Source organism: Nocardioides perillae (assembly GCF_013409425.1).
GTDB lineage: Bacteria > Actinomycetota > Actinomycetes > Propionibacteriales > Nocardioidaceae > Nocardioides > Nocardioides perillae.
Genome location: NZ_JACCAC010000001.1, coordinates 79,403 through 94,759 on the forward strand (window position 1 = coordinate 79,403; position 15,357 = coordinate 94,759).

The 15,357-nt window shown below is 75.2% G+C and carries 13 protein-coding genes; 2 read left to right on the forward strand and 11 right to left on the reverse strand.

The annotated features are described in order from the left end of the window. Positions 1–144: 144 nt before the first annotated feature. From ccsB to hemL, 6 genes are read right to left on the reverse strand one after another with little or no spacing between them, the layout of a single operon-like run. Complete coding sequence (gene ccsB / locus BJ989_RS00400) at positions 145–1,209, reverse strand: c-type cytochrome biogenesis protein CcsB (protein ID WP_179516540.1); 1,065 nt, start codon at positions 1,207–1,209, stop codon at positions 145–147. Beyond that, entirely contained in the window at positions 1,206–2,876 is a 1,671-nt protein-coding gene (gene resB / locus BJ989_RS00405; RefSeq protein ID WP_343048949.1) for a cytochrome c biogenesis protein ResB, read from the reverse strand. The genes ccsB and resB overlap by 4 nt, the downstream gene beginning before the upstream one ends. Continuing rightward, positions 2,873–3,634 carry a cytochrome c biogenesis protein CcdA gene (locus tag BJ989_RS00410; RefSeq protein WP_179516541.1) on the reverse strand — a complete coding sequence of 254 codons (762 nt, stop codon included), beginning with the start codon at positions 3,632–3,634 and terminating at the stop codon, positions 2,873–2,875. The genes resB and BJ989_RS00410 overlap by 4 nt, the downstream gene beginning before the upstream one ends. After that, positions 3,631–4,287 (reverse strand): redoxin family protein, encoded by a 657-nt coding sequence (locus tag BJ989_RS17270; RefSeq protein WP_179516542.1) that lies wholly within the window; start codon positions 4,285–4,287, stop codon positions 3,631–3,633. Before BJ989_RS17270 ends, BJ989_RS00410 begins: the two co-directional genes overlap by 4 nt. Before the next feature lies 1 nt (position 4,288). Beyond that, positions 4,289–4,963: a histidine phosphatase family protein gene (locus tag BJ989_RS00420; protein ID WP_179516543.1), complete on the reverse strand. Its 675-nt coding sequence runs from the start codon at positions 4,961–4,963 to the stop codon at positions 4,289–4,291. Further along, positions 4,963–6,306 (reverse strand): glutamate-1-semialdehyde 2,1-aminomutase, encoded by a 1,344-nt coding sequence (hemL, locus tag BJ989_RS00425; protein ID WP_179516544.1) that lies wholly within the window; start codon positions 6,304–6,306, stop codon positions 4,963–4,965. Before hemL ends, BJ989_RS00420 begins: the two co-directional genes overlap by 1 nt. A gap of 306 nt (positions 6,307–6,612) precedes the next feature. Here hemL and BJ989_RS00430 point away from each other — a divergent pair, with 306 nt between their 5' ends. Continuing rightward, positions 6,613–7,821 (forward strand): lytic transglycosylase domain-containing protein, encoded by a 1,209-nt coding sequence (locus tag BJ989_RS00430; RefSeq protein WP_179516545.1) that lies wholly within the window; start codon positions 6,613–6,615, stop codon positions 7,819–7,821. A 119-nt stretch (positions 7,822–7,940) separates the two neighbouring features. Further along, on the forward strand, positions 7,941–9,500 hold the full coding sequence (locus BJ989_RS18035) for a lytic transglycosylase domain-containing protein (protein WP_218848642.1): 1,560 nt from the start codon (positions 7,941–7,943) through the stop codon (positions 9,498–9,500). A gap of 9 nt (positions 9,501–9,509) precedes the next feature. On the opposite strand, the gene hemB is transcribed toward BJ989_RS18035, so the two are convergent. Genes hemB through BJ989_RS00460 form a run of 5 tightly spaced genes read right to left on the reverse strand, consistent with a single transcriptional unit; the run spans position 9,510 to position 15,183 of the window. Further along, positions 9,510–10,523 carry a porphobilinogen synthase gene (gene hemB / locus BJ989_RS00440; RefSeq protein ID WP_179516546.1) on the reverse strand — a complete coding sequence of 338 codons (1,014 nt, stop codon included), beginning with the start codon at positions 10,521–10,523 and terminating at the stop codon, positions 9,510–9,512. A gap of 7 nt (positions 10,524–10,530) precedes the next feature. Then, a complete protein-coding gene (locus tag BJ989_RS00445) occupies positions 10,531–12,243 on the reverse strand; it encodes a bifunctional uroporphyrinogen-III C-methyltransferase/uroporphyrinogen-III synthase (RefSeq protein WP_179516547.1) in 1,713 nt (570 codons plus the stop codon). Beyond that, positions 12,240–13,190 (reverse strand): hydroxymethylbilane synthase, encoded by a 951-nt coding sequence (hemC, locus tag BJ989_RS00450; protein ID WP_179516548.1) that lies wholly within the window; start codon positions 13,188–13,190, stop codon positions 12,240–12,242. The genes BJ989_RS00445 and hemC overlap by 4 nt, the downstream gene beginning before the upstream one ends. After that, on the reverse strand, positions 13,187–14,494 hold the full coding sequence (locus tag BJ989_RS00455; protein WP_179516549.1) for a glutamyl-tRNA reductase: 1,308 nt from the start codon (positions 14,492–14,494) through the stop codon (positions 13,187–13,189). The genes hemC and BJ989_RS00455 overlap by 4 nt, the downstream gene beginning before the upstream one ends. After that, positions 14,491–15,183, reverse strand: coding sequence for a redox-sensing transcriptional repressor Rex (locus BJ989_RS00460; RefSeq protein WP_179516550.1), 693 nt, complete (start codon positions 15,181–15,183; stop codon positions 14,491–14,493). The genes BJ989_RS00455 and BJ989_RS00460 overlap by 4 nt, the downstream gene beginning before the upstream one ends. Positions 15,184–15,357 lie beyond the last annotated feature (174 nt).

Below are 15,357 nucleotides of genomic sequence, written 5' to 3' on the forward strand. Positions count from 1 at the left end.
ACGGACGAGGCGCGCTCCCGGCATCCCTCATTCGCCTCGTACGCCCCCGTCCACCTCCACTCGACGACAGCCCGCACCCCATCTCCGGGGTGACGGGCTCGTCGTGCTGCCCGAGCACCGTGGGCGCCCGGGTGCGGGGGTCGGCTACGCCCCGGCGGGCGCGGCGGCGACCTCGACGACCTGCACCTGTGCAGGCGCGGCGTAGGAGTGCTGGCTGGTGGAGGAGAAGAAGTTGATGCCGATGAAGTTGAACCACAACGTCGCGAGGCCCAGCAGCGCGAGGTAGGCGGCGTTACGGCCCTTCCAGCCGGCGGTGGCGCGAGCGTGGAGGTAGCCGGCGTAGATCACCCACGTGATGAACGCCCACACCTCCTTGGGGTCCCAGTTCCAGTAGGACGCCCAGGCCTGGTGGGCCCAGATCGGCCCGGTGATGAGCACGGCGAAGGTCCACACCGGGAAGCCGAAAGCGTGCATGCGGTAGCCGACGCGGTCGAGCACCGCCGGCGAAGGCACGCGGGCGAGGTAGCCCGTGGTGGTGCCCGGGTTGCGCTCCTTGACGAGGTAGAGCAGCGAGCAGATGCCGCCGATGGTGAAGGCGCCGGTCGCGATGATCGCCGAGACCACGTGGATGACCAACCACGGCGAGTCGAGGGCCTCCGACAGCGGGGCGACGGGCTCCCACAGCCAGATCACGCCGACCATCAGGGTCGTGAGGACGAAGCCGACCACGAGCGGCGCCATCCAGCGCAGGGAGTAGCGGCGGTAGGCGAGCAGGTAGATCAGCGTGACGACGAAGGTGCCCGAGATCGTGAACTCGTACATGTTGCCCCACGGCACGCGCCGCGGGTCGGCGCCGAGGCCGCGGCCCAGCAGGGACACGAAGTGGACCGCGGCCGCCAGGATCGTCAGCGCCACGCCGATGCGCCCGGCGAGCGCGCCGCGGTGCGACCGCTCCTCGACGTCGGCGGCACCCGCCCTCTCGAGGGACCCGTCGGACCCGGCCGACCCGCCCGACGGGCCCTCGAGCGTCGCCACGCCGCCGGCCGACCCGGCGAGCGCCCCCGACGTCGTACGCCGCTCGGCGGCCGCCACGGGCACCGAGCGCAGCGACGCCCACTCGACCAGGTGCGCCAGCAGCGCCAGGAAGTAGACGCCGCCGGCGGCGGCGATCGCCGCGTCGCTCAGCTGCTCCCACTGCAGGTTGGTCACGCCTTCTCCTCACCTCGCGCGCCGTCGGCACGCTCTCCGCGCAGCGCGGCCGCGACCTCGTCGAGCTCGGTGGCCACCTCGCCACCGCCCGACCGGTCGAGACCGGCCACCTCCACCAGTGTGCCGTCCGCACCCCGACGGGCCCGGACCCAGACCCGCCGCGGCCGCACGAAGAGCGAGCCGAGCAGGCCGACCAGCGCCAGCACCACGCCGGCGAGGGCGACGAACTTGCCGGGCGAGCGGCTGATCTGCACGCGGTTCCAGCGCTCGACGCCGTTGAAGGTCACCGACCCCGCGCCCTGGGGCAGCTCGATGGTCTGCCCGACCTGCAGGTCGACGCGGAACATCGACCCGTCGGGGGCGTCGAGGCGGGTGAGGTCGTCCTTCTGCAGCGAGTAGACCGACTGCCCGCCGCCCTCGCCGAGCCCGAGGTCGCCGACGTAGGCCAGCATCGAGATCGTCGGGTTGCGGGCGTCGCCGAAGACGTTGACCGGGTCACCGTCGACCTGCACGTAGGTCGGGAAGAACAAGCCCTCGAGCCCGATCTGCTGCGGCTGTGCCGACGGCGCCTTGACCACGCCGAAGGAGCGGAAGGACAGGTCCTCGGGCAAGAAGATGGTCGGCCCGTCGTAGACCACCTCGCCCCGCCCGTCGCGCACCGTGAGGTCGGGGGCGTAGCCGTGGCCGATGAGGAACACCTCGGTGCCGCCGATGCCGAGCGGCTGGTTGACCTGCAGGTCGTACTCCCGCTCCTCCCCGCCCGCGACCTGGTAGGTCAGGTGGGAGACGAAGTCGCGGGCGGTGCCGGCCTGCGGGCCCTCCTCGAGCCAGGTCACGTCGAAGTCGTCGACGGTGAACGTGAACGGCTCCATCACGTCGGGGTCGAAGAGGCTGCCCGGCACGAAGTCGTCGTAGAAGACGGGGTTGTTGGTGAACCCGCCGCCCACGAGCACGATCGCGCCGCCCTTGTAGCCGAAGAGGCTGCCCACGGCGAAGCCCACCAGCACGACCAGCACGGAGACGTGGAAGAGCAGGTTGCCGGCCTCACGCAGGTAGCCGCGCTCCGCCGACACCGCGTCCCCGTCACCGTCCCCCTCCCCGTCGCCGGGCCGCAGCCGGAAGCGGCGGCGCCGCAGGACCTCGCGCGCCCGCTGCAGGACGACCTCGGGGTCCTCCTGCGTGGTGTACGTCGTGTGGTCCGGCAGCCGGGTCAGGTGCTGCGGGGCGCGGGGCGGGGCAGCGCGCAGGCCGCGCCAGTAGACCCGGGTGCGCGGCAGAATGCAGCCGACCAGCGAGACCATCAGCAGCAGGTAAATCGCGGCGAACCACGGCGAGTCGTAGACCGAGAACAGCCCGAGCCGGTCGTAGACCGGCGCCAGGTCGGGGTGGTCGGCACGCCACTGGCTGACCGCGGTGGCGTCGACGTCCTCCTGGGGCACCACCGAGCCGGGCACGGCGGCCAGCGCCAGCAGGAGCAGCAGCACCAGCGCGGTGCGCATCGAGGTCAGCTGGCGCCAGACCCAGCGCAGCAGCTCGCGGGCGCCGAGGTCGCCGGGCCGGCGGTCGTCGCCGCGTCCCGAGCCGGGCCCCTCGGTCGCCTCGTGCGGCGACGCGGCGGCGTACTCGTCCACGCGGCCCTGCGGGCCGGCGGGTCCGGTGGTGGTCACACCGCCACCTCGAAGCCGCCGACCAGGTTGCCCTGGACCCAGGTCACGGCCCAGCCCCACCAGCCCGTGACCAGCAGCAGGCCGACGACCACGAGCATCAGCCCGCCCGCGCGCATGACCGCGCGCTGGTGGCGTCGCACCCAGCCGAAGGCGCCGAGCGCGCGGCGGTAGGCCAGGCCCGCGGCGATGAACGGCAGGCCGAGCCCGAGGGCGTAGACGGCCGAGAGCAGCGCCCCGCGACCGGCGGTGGCCTCGCCGTAGGACAGCGCGAAGATCACGCCGAGCGTGGGGCCGACGCACGGGCTCCAGCCGACGCCGAAGACGAAGCCGAGCACGGGGGCCGCACCCAGGCCGACCTTCGGCACGGCGGCGATCTTGACGGTGCGCTGGGCGAAGGGCAGGAACCCCGCGAAGGCCAGGCCGAGGGCGATGACGAAGAAGCCCAGCACGAAGTTGATCTGGTCGGTCCACTCCCGCAGCAGCAGACCGGCGGTGCCGAAGAGCGAGCCGAGCAGCACGAAGGGGACCGCGAAGCCGAGCACGAAGAGCACCGACCCCAGCGCCATGCGGCCGCGGTGGCGCGCCGCCTCACCGGAGGCGAGGTCGGCACCCGACAGCCCGGTGGCGTAGGAGAGGTAGCCCGGCAGCAGCGGGATGACGCACGGGGAGAAGAAGGACACCAGCCCGGCGAGCAGCGCGACCGGCAGGGCCAGCGCCAGCGAGCCGGAGGCCGTGACCTCGCGGAAGGCGTCGATCACGCCGACCCGCCCTCGCCGTCGGTCGGCCCGGACCCCCCGGAGCCCGCCTCGTCCTCGAGCACCTTGTCGACGACCGCGGTGAGCGTGCCCTCGCTCGGCAGCTCGCCGAGGATCACCGACGCGACCCGGCCCTCGCCGTCGAGGACGACGATGCTCGGCATCGCCCGCGGCGGCGGGTCGAAGGCGAGCAGCTCGCTGCCCTCCTCGGAGAAGACCGACTCGTAGGGCAGGTCGTACTGCTCCTCGAAGCGCTGGGCGTCGACGAGGCGGCTCTCGTTGCGCAGCGCCAGGCCGAGGAAGCCGACGCGGTCGGCGTACTCGCGGGCGACGTCGGCCAGGATCGGCGCCTCGGCGTGGCAGGGGCCGCACCAGAAGCCCCACAGCGGCACGACGGCCGGTCGCCCGCGCAGGTCCTCGAGGGAGGCCGGCCCGCCGCTGACCGTGTCGCCCGCCAGCTCGACGGGGGCACCGCGGTCCGCCGGCGCGATCTCGACGACCTGCCCGTCGGCGCTGACGTAGCCCTTCTCACCGCTGCCCTCCACGGAGGTGCAGCCGGTGAGGGTCAGCGCGGTCGCCGCGAGCAGGGCTGCGGCGGTGCGTCGGAGGCGGGCTGAGGCCGGTGCTGTGGCCGGCGCGGACAGGGCACGTCTCACGTCAGGGTCGCTCCTCCTCGGGGGCGCCGCCGGCCGAGAACGGGGCGGAGCGGTCACCGACCGGGATCAGGTCGCCGGCGGGCTCGGAGTAGGTCAGCCGCACGAGGCGGTCGTCCTCGTAGTGCAGCGAGGTCAGGGAGCACAGGGTGCACTGCCGCTGCCGCGGGTCGTGGAGGAAGCGCCGGCGCTCGACGTGCAGGCGGGTCGTCCAGATCGGCAGCTGGTGGGAGACGACGACCGCCTCGTGGCCCCGGGCGGCGTCGCGGGCGTCGGCGACCGCGGCGACCATGCGCGCGGCGATCTCGGCGTAGGGCTCGCCCCACGACGGCCGGAAGGGGTTCCACAGGTGGCGCCAGTTGGCGGGGTGCTTGAGCGCGTTGCGACCGGCGCCGAAGTGCTCGCCCTCGAACTTGCTCCACGACTCGACCACTCGCTCGTCGACGACCGGCTCCAGGCCGCGCGCGTCGAGCAGCGGCTGGGCGGTCTCGCGGGTGCGGTCGAGCGGTGAGATCCGCACGTGGGTGATGTCGCGGTCGCCGATGGTGTCGGCGACCCGCTGGGCCATGCGGCGGCCCAGGTCGGAGAGCACGAAGCCGGGCATCCGGCCGTAGAGCACGCCGGTGGGGTTGTGCACCTCGCCGTGGCGCAGCAGGTGGACGGTCGTCTGGACAGCCATCAGGCGGTCTCCTCGGTCGTGCCGCCGTCGGCGGCGCGGGCGGCGGCGCGGGCTGCACCGGGGAGGGCGTCGAGCACGGTCTGCACGGCGCGCTCGTCGTGGGCGTCGGAGAGGAACCACGCCTCGTACGCCGAGGGCGGGAGGTAGACGCCCGCGTCGAGCATGGCGTGGAAGAAGGCGGCGTAGGCGCCGAGGTCCTGCGCGGAGGCCGCGGCGAAGTCGCGCACCGGGCCCTCGGTGAAGAAGACGGAGAACATCGTGCCGGCCGACTGCACCGTGTGCGGCACGCCGGCGGCGGTCAGCGCCTGCGACGCCGCTGCCTTCAGCACCTCGGCGGTCGCGCCGATGCGGTCGTAGACGTCCGGGGTGGCCAGGCGCAGCGTGGTGAGGCCGGCCGTGGTCGCGACGGGGTTCCCCGACAGCGTCCCGGCCTGGTAGACGGGGCCCTCGGGCGCGAGGTGCGCCATGACGTCGGCGCGGCCACCGAACGCCGCCGCGGGGAAGCCGCCGCCCATCACCTTGCCGAAGGTGGTGAGGTCGGGGCGCCAGCCCTCGACGGCGCCGTCGAGCCCCCAGTAGCCCTGTCGGCTCGCCCGGAAGCCGGTCATCACCTCGTCGCTGACGAAGAGCGCGCCGTGGGCGCGGCAGGTCTCGGCGAGGAAGGCGTTGAAGCCGGGCTCGGGCGGGACGACGCCCATGTTGCCGGCCGCGGCCTCGGTGACCAGGCAGGCGATGCGGTCGCCGTGCTCGGCGAAGACGGCCTCGACGGCAGCGCGGTCGTTGTAGGGCAGCACCAGCGTCAGCTCGGTGGAGCTCGCGGGCACCCCGGGCGTGCCGGGGACCGCGAACGTGGCGAGCCCCGACCCGGCCGAGGCCAGCAGCGAGTCGACGTGGCCGTGGTAGCACCCGGCGAACTTCACCACCACGTCGCGGCCGGTGAAGCCGCGCGCGAGCCGGATCGCCGACATCGTCGCCTCGGTGCCCGAGGACACGAAGCGCACGGCGTCGACGCTGGTGCGCTCGACCACCGCCTCGGCGAGCTCGACCTCGGGGACGGTGGGTGCGCCGTACGACGAGCCGCGGCGCACCGCGTCGAGCACGGCCGCCTCGACCTCGGGGTGGGCGTGGCCCAGCAGCATCGGCCCCCAGGAGCAGATGAGGTCGACGTAGTCGTGGCCGTCGGCGTCGGTGAGCCAGGCGCCCTCGGCGGAGGTGATGAAGCGGGGCGTGCCGCCGACCGCGTTGAAGGCCCGCACCGGCGAGTTCACCCCACCCGGGGTCACCTGCCGCGCCCGCGCGAGGAGGGCGGCGGAGGCGAAGGTGTTGCGGCCGGAGGAGGTCACGACTCCATTGTCGCGGGGCGGGCAACCGCCGCGTCACCGGGGAGCCGGCGCGGAGCCCGACCCGTCCGAGAGGGTGGGATCGGCGAACCGCGTCATGACCTGCACCGATGCGCGTCTGTGCAGGTGAGGCCGCTGCGACCCGCCTCCCGACCGGTGGACGGATCCGCTCGATCGGGTGACGAGCGTAACTCCGCGTGACACCATTCGTTGGAGAAGTCACCCGAGCTTGAGGGAGCAGCGGGCGAGCACGACGTGACAGCAGACAGGCCGCCGGCGACGGCGGCCGCACCGAGGGAGACCCACGACATGGCAGCCCACACGGCACCGCAGCGTTTCGGACGAGTCCAGAAGGCCACCGCCCTGGTGCCGCTGGCCCTGCTCTCCGCCGCCTGGACGGCGAGCATCGCCGGCGCGGGTGCCCTCAGCACCGCCGCGGTCTCCTCGCCCACGACCCAGGCCACGCTGCCCGACGGCACCAGCGTCCCGGTGCAGGCCATCGAGGACGCCGCCAGCGTCTCCTCCCCCGGCGTGCTCGCCCCCGCGGTCGCCGGCCGTGCCGGCGCGGCCGACGTGGTGCGCACCGCCTCCCCCAACGGCATCCCCGCCGCCGCGCTCGCGGCCTACCAGCGCGCCGAGACCGTCATCAACGCCGCCGACGAGGCCTGCGGGCTCGACTGGGAGCTGCTCGCCGCCATCGGCCGGGTCGAGTCCGACCACGGCCGCTACGGCGGCAACGTGCTCGACGACGACGGCGTGGCCCGCCCGGGCATCCGCGGCATCGCGCTCGACGGCAGCAACGGCACGGCAGCCATCGCCGACACCGACGCCGGGCAGTACGACGACGACGGCGTCTGGGACCGCGCGGTCGGCCCCATGCAGTTCATCCCCTCGACCTGGTCGGTCGTCGGCGTCGACGCCGACGGCGACGGCACGCGCAACCCGCAGGACGTCGACGACGCGGCGCTCGCCTCCGCGGTCTACCTCTGCTCCGGCGACGACGACCTCGCCACCGACGCGGGCCGCCGCGACGCCGTCTTCCGCTACAACAACAGCGACGCCTACGTCGACCTCGTGCTGTCGGTGATGGAGGCCTACCAGCAGGGCGACTTCAGCGCCGTGCCCAACGGCACCACGTCTGCCGCCTACTTCGTGCCCGACACCACCGCTCCCTCCGCCCCGGCGAAGGCCCGCGGCGGCGCGAAGGGCCCCGGGAAGGGCCAGACCGCGAGCGCCGGACAGCCCCCGGCCACCGCGGAGCCACAGCCGGAGCCCGCGCCCGAGCAGCCCGCGCCCGAGCAGCCGGCCCCGGCACCGACGCCGGCGCCGACCAAGCCGCTGCAGGAGACGGTGAAGGACGTCGTGAAGGACCCGACCAAGGTCGTCCGCGACCCGGGCGGCACCGTCGAGGACGTCCTCACCCCGCTCGAGGCCCAGACCCAGTGCCTGGCCAGCGGCATCTCGAAGCTCGACGTGGTCGGCCTCGCCGCGTGCGTCGAGGAGCTGCTCAACCCCTGACCCGCGGCCCCACCCGGACGGGCGGATCCCGCAGACAGGCGTCGCGGGGCGTGTGACACGATCGTCACGCACGGCCGGCGACGGCCGCGACGGGGACGACCACCACAGCGGGGACACGGATGCCACGGGGACGCAGGTCACGGCGCCCGGCGCTGCGCACGCCGGCAGCAGCCGTGCTCGCCGCCGCCTGCCTCACCGCGGCGGCGACCGGTGAGCTCCCGGCTCCCGCCTCCGCCGCGGCGGACGACGGCTCCCGCACGCTGGCCTCGGGGTCCGACCTGCTCGCACCCGACCTCTTCGTGCCTCCGGTGAGCGCCGTGGCACCCACCGGTGACGGCGCGCTCACCGCCCCGCTCGCCGCCTCCGCCACCCAGCCGGCGGCCGCCCGGCCCGCCGCGCTCCCCGGGGCGTCGACGGGTGACGTGCCGGCGGTGGCGCTCGCCGCCTACCAGCGCGCCACCACCGTGCTCGCGGCCTCCGACGCCGCCTGCGGGCTCGACTGGCAGCTGCTCGCCGCGGTCGGACGGGTGGAGTCCGACCACGGCCGCACCGGGGGCGGCCGCCTCGACGACGACGGCGTGGCCAGGCCGCCCGTGGTGGGTGTCCGCCTCGACGGCAGCGACGGCACCGCCCGCATCGCCGACACCGAGGGCGGCGCCCTCGACGGGGACCGCCGCTTCGACCGGGCCGTCGGCCCGATGCAGTTCCTGCCCTCGACCTGGGCCGCCGTGGGCGTCGACGCCGACGGCGACGGCACCCGCGAGCCGCAGGACGTCGACGACGCCGCCCTGGGGGCCGCCGTCTACCTCTGCTCCGGCGACGAAGACCTCGGCACGGAGGCCGGCCGCCGCAGCGCGGTCCTGCGCTACAACCGCAGCGAGGCCTACGCCGCGCTCGTCCTCGGCGTGCGCGACGACTACCTCGCCGCCGGGCCGGGCGCCCTGCCCGCGCTCGGCACCCCGCTGCCGTCGCTGCCCACCCTGCCGGCGCAGGGCCCCGCCGGCCCCGCCTCGCCGACCGTGCCCGACGGCCCCGCGGCCGAGGCGGACCGCGACCGGGGCCGTGACCGCGACCGCGACCGCTCCGACGGCACCGGCTCCGGGCCCGCCGGCCCGGGGAAGCCGGACCGAGCCGGGGAGCCGGACCGACCCGGGAAGCCGGACCGGCCGGGCGAGCCCGGGCCGCCCCCCGACCAGCCCGGCGAGCCGACGGAGCCCACGGACCCCGCCGGGCCGCCGGTGCTCCCGCCCTGCGAGCCCACCGAGTCCACCGAACCGACAGAGCCCACCGAGCCCACCGAACCGACAGAGCCCACGGAGCCCGCCGACCCGGCCGCGCCCGCGGCGCCGGACGACCCCGCGGCCCCCGGCGAGCCGGCGGAGCAGGAGTCCCCGTCGGACCCGGTCACCTGCCTGCCGCCCTGCGACCCGGCTGCGCCCGCCGAGCCGGCCGACCCCGCGGACCCCGCCCCCGACGGCTCCGGAGGCACCGACGGCGCCGACACCACCGCGGGCACGGGCACCGACGACGACGGCGACGGCACCCCGGACGACCCCGACGCCCCCACCTGCGCGCCTCCCGCCGGGCCTGACCCGACGACGCCGGACGAGACCACCCCGGACGAGGCCACGCCGGACCAGTCCACGCCGGCAGCGCCCGCAGCGCCGGCCGGGCGTTGAGCCCTCGGCTCAGCCCCGCTGCAGCAGCCGGGCGGCCTCGGCCGCCCAGTAGGTGAGCACGACGTCGGCGCCCGCGCGCCGGATCGACAGCAGCGTCTCGAGGATGGCGGGCTCGCGCTCGATCCACCCCTGGCGGGCAGCCGCCTCGACCATGGCGTACTCGCCGGAGACGTTGTAGGCGGCGACCGGCACCGACACCGCGTCGCGGACGCGGCGCACGACGTCGAGGTAGCCCATCGCCGGCTTCACCATCACCAGGTCGGCACCCTGCTCGACGTCCAGGAGGGCCTCGCGCACGCCCTCGACGGCGTTGGCCGGGTCCTGCTGGTAGGTGCGGCGGTCGCCCTCGAGGGAGGAGGCCACCGCCTCGCGGAAGGGCCCGAAGAAGGCGGAGGCGTACTTCGCGGAGTAGGCGAGGATGGACACGTCGGTGAACTCCGCGGTGTCGAGCGCCTCGCGCACGACCGCGACCTGCCCGTCCATCATCCCGCTCGGGCCGACCATGTCGACGCCGGCGGCGGCGTGCGCGCGCGCCATCTCGCCGTACGCCGCCAGCGTGCGGTCGTTGTCGACGCGACCGTCGGCGGTCAGCAGCCCGCAGTGGCCGTGGTCGGTGAACTCGTCGAGGCACAGGTCGCTCATGACCGTCAGCGCGTCGCCGACCTCCCCGACCACGTCGGTGATGGCGAGGTTGAGGACGCCGTCGGGGTCGAGGGCCCCGGACCCGGCGGCGTCCTTGTGCTCCGGCACGCCGAAGAGCATCACGCCGCCGAGGCCGAGCTCGGCGGCCTCCGCGGCCGCGGCGAGCAGGCTGGCCCGCGAGTGCTGCACGACCCCCGGCATCGAGGCGATCTCGACCGGCTCGGAGAGTCCCTCGCGCACGAAGAGCGGCAGCACCAGCCGGCGCGCCTCGAGGCCCGTCTCCGCCACCATGCTGCGCAGCGCCGGGGTGCTGCGCAGCCGCCGGGGCCGCACGACCGGCGCCCGGACCTCGACCGGGACCTGGGGGTAGTCGACAACCATCAGCGGGTCAGCTGCTCGTGGCCTTGCGGCGGGCGGCGGGCTTGCGGTCGGAGGGCCGCGTGACCGCCTGGCCCTGCTCGAGCAGCGAGACCCGGCGGGCCGACCCGAAGTCGGCGAGCGCGTCCACGACGTCCTCGACCGACGGCTTCGGCGCCATGACGTCGACGCGCAGCCCGTGCTCCTCGGCGGTCTTCGCGGTGGCGGGGCCAATCACGGCGATCACCGTGGAGGGGTGCGGCTTGCCCGCGATGCCGACCAGGTTGCGCACCGTCGAGGAGGAGGTGAAGACCACCGCGTCGAACTTGCCGGTCTTGATCGCGTCGCGTGTCGGCGCCGGCGGCGGGGCCGCCCGCACGGTGCGGTAGGCGGTGACGTCGTCGCACTCCCAGCCCAGGTCGACCAGGCCGGCGACGAGGTTCTCGGTCGCGATGTCGGCGCGCGGCAGGAAGACCCGGTTGATCGGGTCGAGCGACTCGTCGTAGGGCGGCCAGTCCTCGAGCAGGCCGGCGGCGGACTGCTCACCGGAGGGCACCAGGTCGGCCCGCAGGCCCCAGTCCGCGATCGCCTGCGAGGTCTTGTCGCCGACCGCGGCGATCTTGAGGCCGGAGAAGGCACGCGCGTCGAGGCCGTACTCCTCGAACTTCTCGCGGACCGCGCGCACCGCGTTGACCGAGGTGAAGGCGATCCACTCGTAGCGGCCCTCGACCAGGCCGCGCACGGCCTTGTCCATCTGCTGGGGGTTGCGGGGCGGCTCGACCGAGATGGTCGGCACCTCCTCGGGCACCGCGCCGTAGCCCCGCAGCCGCTCGGAGAGCGAGCCGGCCTGCTCCTTGGTGCGGGGCACGAGCACCCGCCAGCCGAAGAGCGGCTTGGTCTCGAACCACGACAGCGTCTCGCGCAGGTCGACCACGTCGCCCACGACCGTGACGGCCGGCGGGGCGATGCCGGCGGCGCGGGCCTCGGCGGCGATGCCGGCGAGCGTCGAGGTGACCGTCTCCTGCTCGGTGGTCGTGCCGACCGAGGTCATCGCGACCGGGGTCGACGCGGGGCGTCCGGCCGCGACGAGCGCCTCGGCCACCTCCGCGATCGAGCCGACCGCGGAGAGCAGCACGAGGGTGCGGTCGTCGGCGTACTGACGCCAGTCGACCTTCTCGCCGCAGGTCACGACCGCGACCTCGCGGTGGTGCTTGGTGGTCAGCGGGATGCCGGCGTAGGCGGGCACCGCGGCGACCGACGAGATGCCGGGCACGATCTCGAAGCCGAGGCCGGCCTTGACGCAGGCCTGCGCCTCCTCCGGGCCCGAGGCGTAGAGGAACGGGTCACCGGCCATCAGCCGGACCACGCGGTGGCCCTTCTTGGCCTGCTTGACCACGACCTTGGCGCGGGCGGCGTGGGTGAGCGGCTGGCCGTCCTCGCCGAAGCCGCCGTCGACGAACGTCGGGCCCTCCGCGTCGGCGGGCACCTCGCCCTCGACCGGCTCGGGCGCGACGGGCAGGCCGAGCACCTCGCGCACGAGGCCCTCGTGCTCCGGGAGCTCGGTCACCACGACGTCGGCGCGGCGCAGCAGGTCCACGGCGCGCACGGTCAGCAGGCCGGGGTCCCCCGGGCCGCTGCCGACGAAGGAGACCCAGCCACGAGGCGCGGGCGGTGTCGCCGGCGCGGTGGTCCCGGCGGCGACGCCGGGCGTCGCGGTGGTGCGGGTGGTGGTGCGTCGCGTCATGCCTGCAGCTTCCTCACTGGTGCGTCCATCAGGTCGGCGGCGCCGTCGGCGAGCATCTCGCGCGCCAGGCGGGTCCCGACGCCGGAGGCGTCGCCGGTGGGACCGGTCGTGCTGGCGCGCACGCTGAGCGCGCCGTCCTCGGACAGGGCCACGGCCCTGACCCACAGCTCCTCGCCGTCCTCGCCCTCCGCGACCTCGGCCAGCGCACCGAGCGGCGCGGAGCAGCCCGCCTCGAGCGCGGCGAGCACGGCCCGCTCGGCCTCGACGGCCGCGCGCGTGCGGGGGTCGTCGAGCGCCGCGAGCGCCGCGACGAGCTCGGTGTCGTCGGAGCGGCACTCGACCGCGAGCGCGCCCTGCCCCGGGGCGGGGAGCACCTGGATCGGGTCGAGCACCTCGGTGACCTCGTCGAGGCGGCCGAGCCGGGCCAGGCCGGCACGTGCCAGGACGACGGCGTCGACCTCGCCCGAGGCGACCTTGCCGATGCGCGTGCCGACGTTGCCGCGGATGCCCACGACCTCGAGACCGAGCCCGAGGGCGTGCAGCTGCGAGGCGCGCCGCGGCGAGCCGGTGCCCACGCGGCTGCCCGCGGGCAGCTCACCCAGGGTCAGCCCGTCGCGGGCCACCACCACGTCGCGGGGGTCCTCCCGCGGCGGCACGGCCACCAGGGTGATGCCCGGCTCGGGGTAGGTGGGGATGTCCTTGAGCGAGTGCACCGCGACGTCGACCTCGCCGCGCAGCAGCGCCTCGCGCAGGGCGGAGACGAAGACGCCCACCCCGCCGTACGACGCCAGCGGCGTGCCGCTCGCCTGCGAGCGGTCGCCCTCGGTCGTCACCTCGACCAGCACCGCCTCGCGCCCCAGCCGGGTGCGGACGGCCTCGGCGACGTGGCCCGACTGGGTGGTGGCGAGGGCCGAGGCGCGGGTGCCGACGCGCAGCGGGGCGCTCACGAGACCCCCTCCGCCCGCGTGACGGCGTCGACCGCGTCGGGGTCGAGCGAGAACAGCTCCGCCAGTGCGGCGGCGTAGGAGACGGCGCCGGCCTCGCCGGCGAGCTCCTTGACCCGCACCGTCGGCTGGTGCAGCAGCTTGTCGGCCACGCGGCGCACGGCGTGCAGCACCTCGGCACGCACCACCGGGTCGAGGTCGGGCAGCCGGTGGTCGAGGCGCTCCATCTCGGCCTCGACGACACCGGTCGCCATCGTGCGCAGCGCCACCACGGTCGGCGCCACGCTGCGCTGGTGGCGGGCGGTGAGGAAGGCCGCGACCTCCTCGCCGACGATGCGGCGCACCCCCTCGACCTCCCGGCCGGCGTCGGTGTCGCGCAGCTCCTCAGCCAGCGTGGCCAGCCCGACGACGGTGAGGCCGGGCAGCGTCGCGACCTCGGGCTCGACGTCGTGCGGCAGCGCCAGGTCGAGCACGGCGAGCGGCTGGTCGGCTCCGCGACCGGCACCGGCCCGGGCCGCCTCGAGCGAGGCGCGCGTGACGACGACGCCGGCGGCACCGGTGCAGGAGACCACGACGTCGGCCTCGGCCAGCTCGACGGCGAGGTCGGTCAGCGGCGCCGTGCGGGCGGCGTACTCGGCGGCGAGCCGGTCGGCGTTGGCGGCGGTGCGGTTGACCACCACGAGGTCGGCGACGCCGGCGCGCGACAGCGTGGCGGTGGCGAGCGAGGCCATCGACCCCGCGCCCACCACCACGGCGCGTCGCCCGGCGACCGGGCCGACGGCCACCTCGGCACGCTCGAGCGCGGCACTCACCAGCGACGGGGCGGCGCGGTCGATCCCGGTCTCGGCGCGCGAGCGCTTGCCGACGCGCAGGGCCTGCTGGAACAGGGCGTTGAGGGCGGGCCCGGCGGTGCCGAGCTCCTGGCCCAGGCGCAGCGCCTCGCGGGTCTGGCCGAGGATCTGGCCCTCGCCGACGACCATCGAGTCGAGCCCCGAGGCGACGTGGAAGAGGTGGGAGACCGCGCCGTCGTCGTAGTGGACGTAGAGGTGGCGCAGCACCTCCTCGGTGCTCTGGCCGGCCCGCTCGACGAGCAGGCGCGAGACGTCCTCGACGCTGCCGTGGAAGCGGTCGACCTCGGCGTAGATCTCGAGGCGGTTGCAGGTGGCGATGACCGTGGCCTCGCCGACGTCCTCGCAGGAGGCGACGTCGGTGACCAGCTTGGTGACGCCCTCGCGGCCGAGCGCGAGGCGCTCGAGGACCGCGACGGGAGCGGTGCGGTGGGACACACCCACGACCAGGACGCTCACGCGCTCACCTCCCCCACGCCGTCGACGTCGGCCGCGACGGGCAGCTTGCGCTGCTCGTGGTAGGCCAGGATCTGCAGCTCGATGGACAGGTCGACCTTGCGCACGTCGACGCCCTCGGGCACCTGCAGCACGCTCGGGGCGAAGTTGAGGATGCTGGTGATGCCGGCGTCGACCATCGCGTCGGCGACGTCCTGGGCGGCATGGGCCGGTGTGGCGATGACGCCGATCGCCACGCCGTGCTCGCGGGCGATCCGGGCGAGGTCGTCGAAGGGCTCGACCGGCAGCCCGGAGACCACCTCGCCGTGGCGGGACTCGTCGGCGTCGAGCAGGGCCACGATGCGGAAGCCGCGGCTGCGGAAGCCCGAGAAGCTGGCGAGGGCCTGGCCGAGGTTGCCGATGCCGACGACGATGACCGGCCAGTCCTGGGTCAGGCCGATCTCGCGGGCGATCTGGTAGCGCAGGTAGGCCACGTCGTAGCCGACCCCGCGGGTGCCGTAGGAGCCGAGGTAGGACAGGTCCTTGCGCAGCTTGGCGCTGTTGACGCCGACGGCGGCCGCGAGGTGCTCGCTCGAGCAGGTCGAGGTGCCCTGGTCGGCCAGGGTGGTCAGGGCCCTCAGGTAGACGGGCAGTCGCGCGACCGTGGCCTCCGGGATGTCCCGGCCGTGGTCGGCGGAGTTCCGTGCGCTCACAGTGCTCTCGTTCCCGTCGCTCGGACCCCGGGGCCTGGGCAGTTCCCCTGGGTTCGGTCACCGAGCGGCGTTGGCCACTGTAGGAGTTTGTGAACGTGGGAACAAACCGGAGGAATGCCCGAGATGCCGCGCGGGCGCTGGCTGCGCAGGTCACCGCACCCGCGTGTGACGGGC

Bases quoted from the DNA above. Each gene is read 5' to 3' on its own strand.
- BJ989_RS00420 (WP_179516543.1), bottom strand. From the start codon at position 4,963: ATGGCTGTCCAGACGACCGTCCACCTGCTGCGCCACGGCGAGGTGCAC.
- BJ989_RS00430 (WP_179516545.1), top strand. From the start codon at position 6,613: ATGGCAGCCCACACGGCACCGCAGCGTTTCGGACGAGTCCAGAAGGCC.
- BJ989_RS18035 (WP_218848642.1), top strand. From the start codon at position 7,941: ATGCCACGGGGACGCAGGTCACGGCGCCCGGCGCTGCGCACGCCGGCA.
- hemB (WP_179516546.1), bottom strand. From the start codon at position 10,523: ATGGTTGTCGACTACCCCCAGGTCCCGGTCGAGGTCCGGGCGCCGGTC.
- BJ989_RS00445 (WP_179516547.1), bottom strand. From the start codon at position 12,243: ATGACGCGACGCACCACCACCCGCACCACCGCGACGCCCGGCGTCGCC.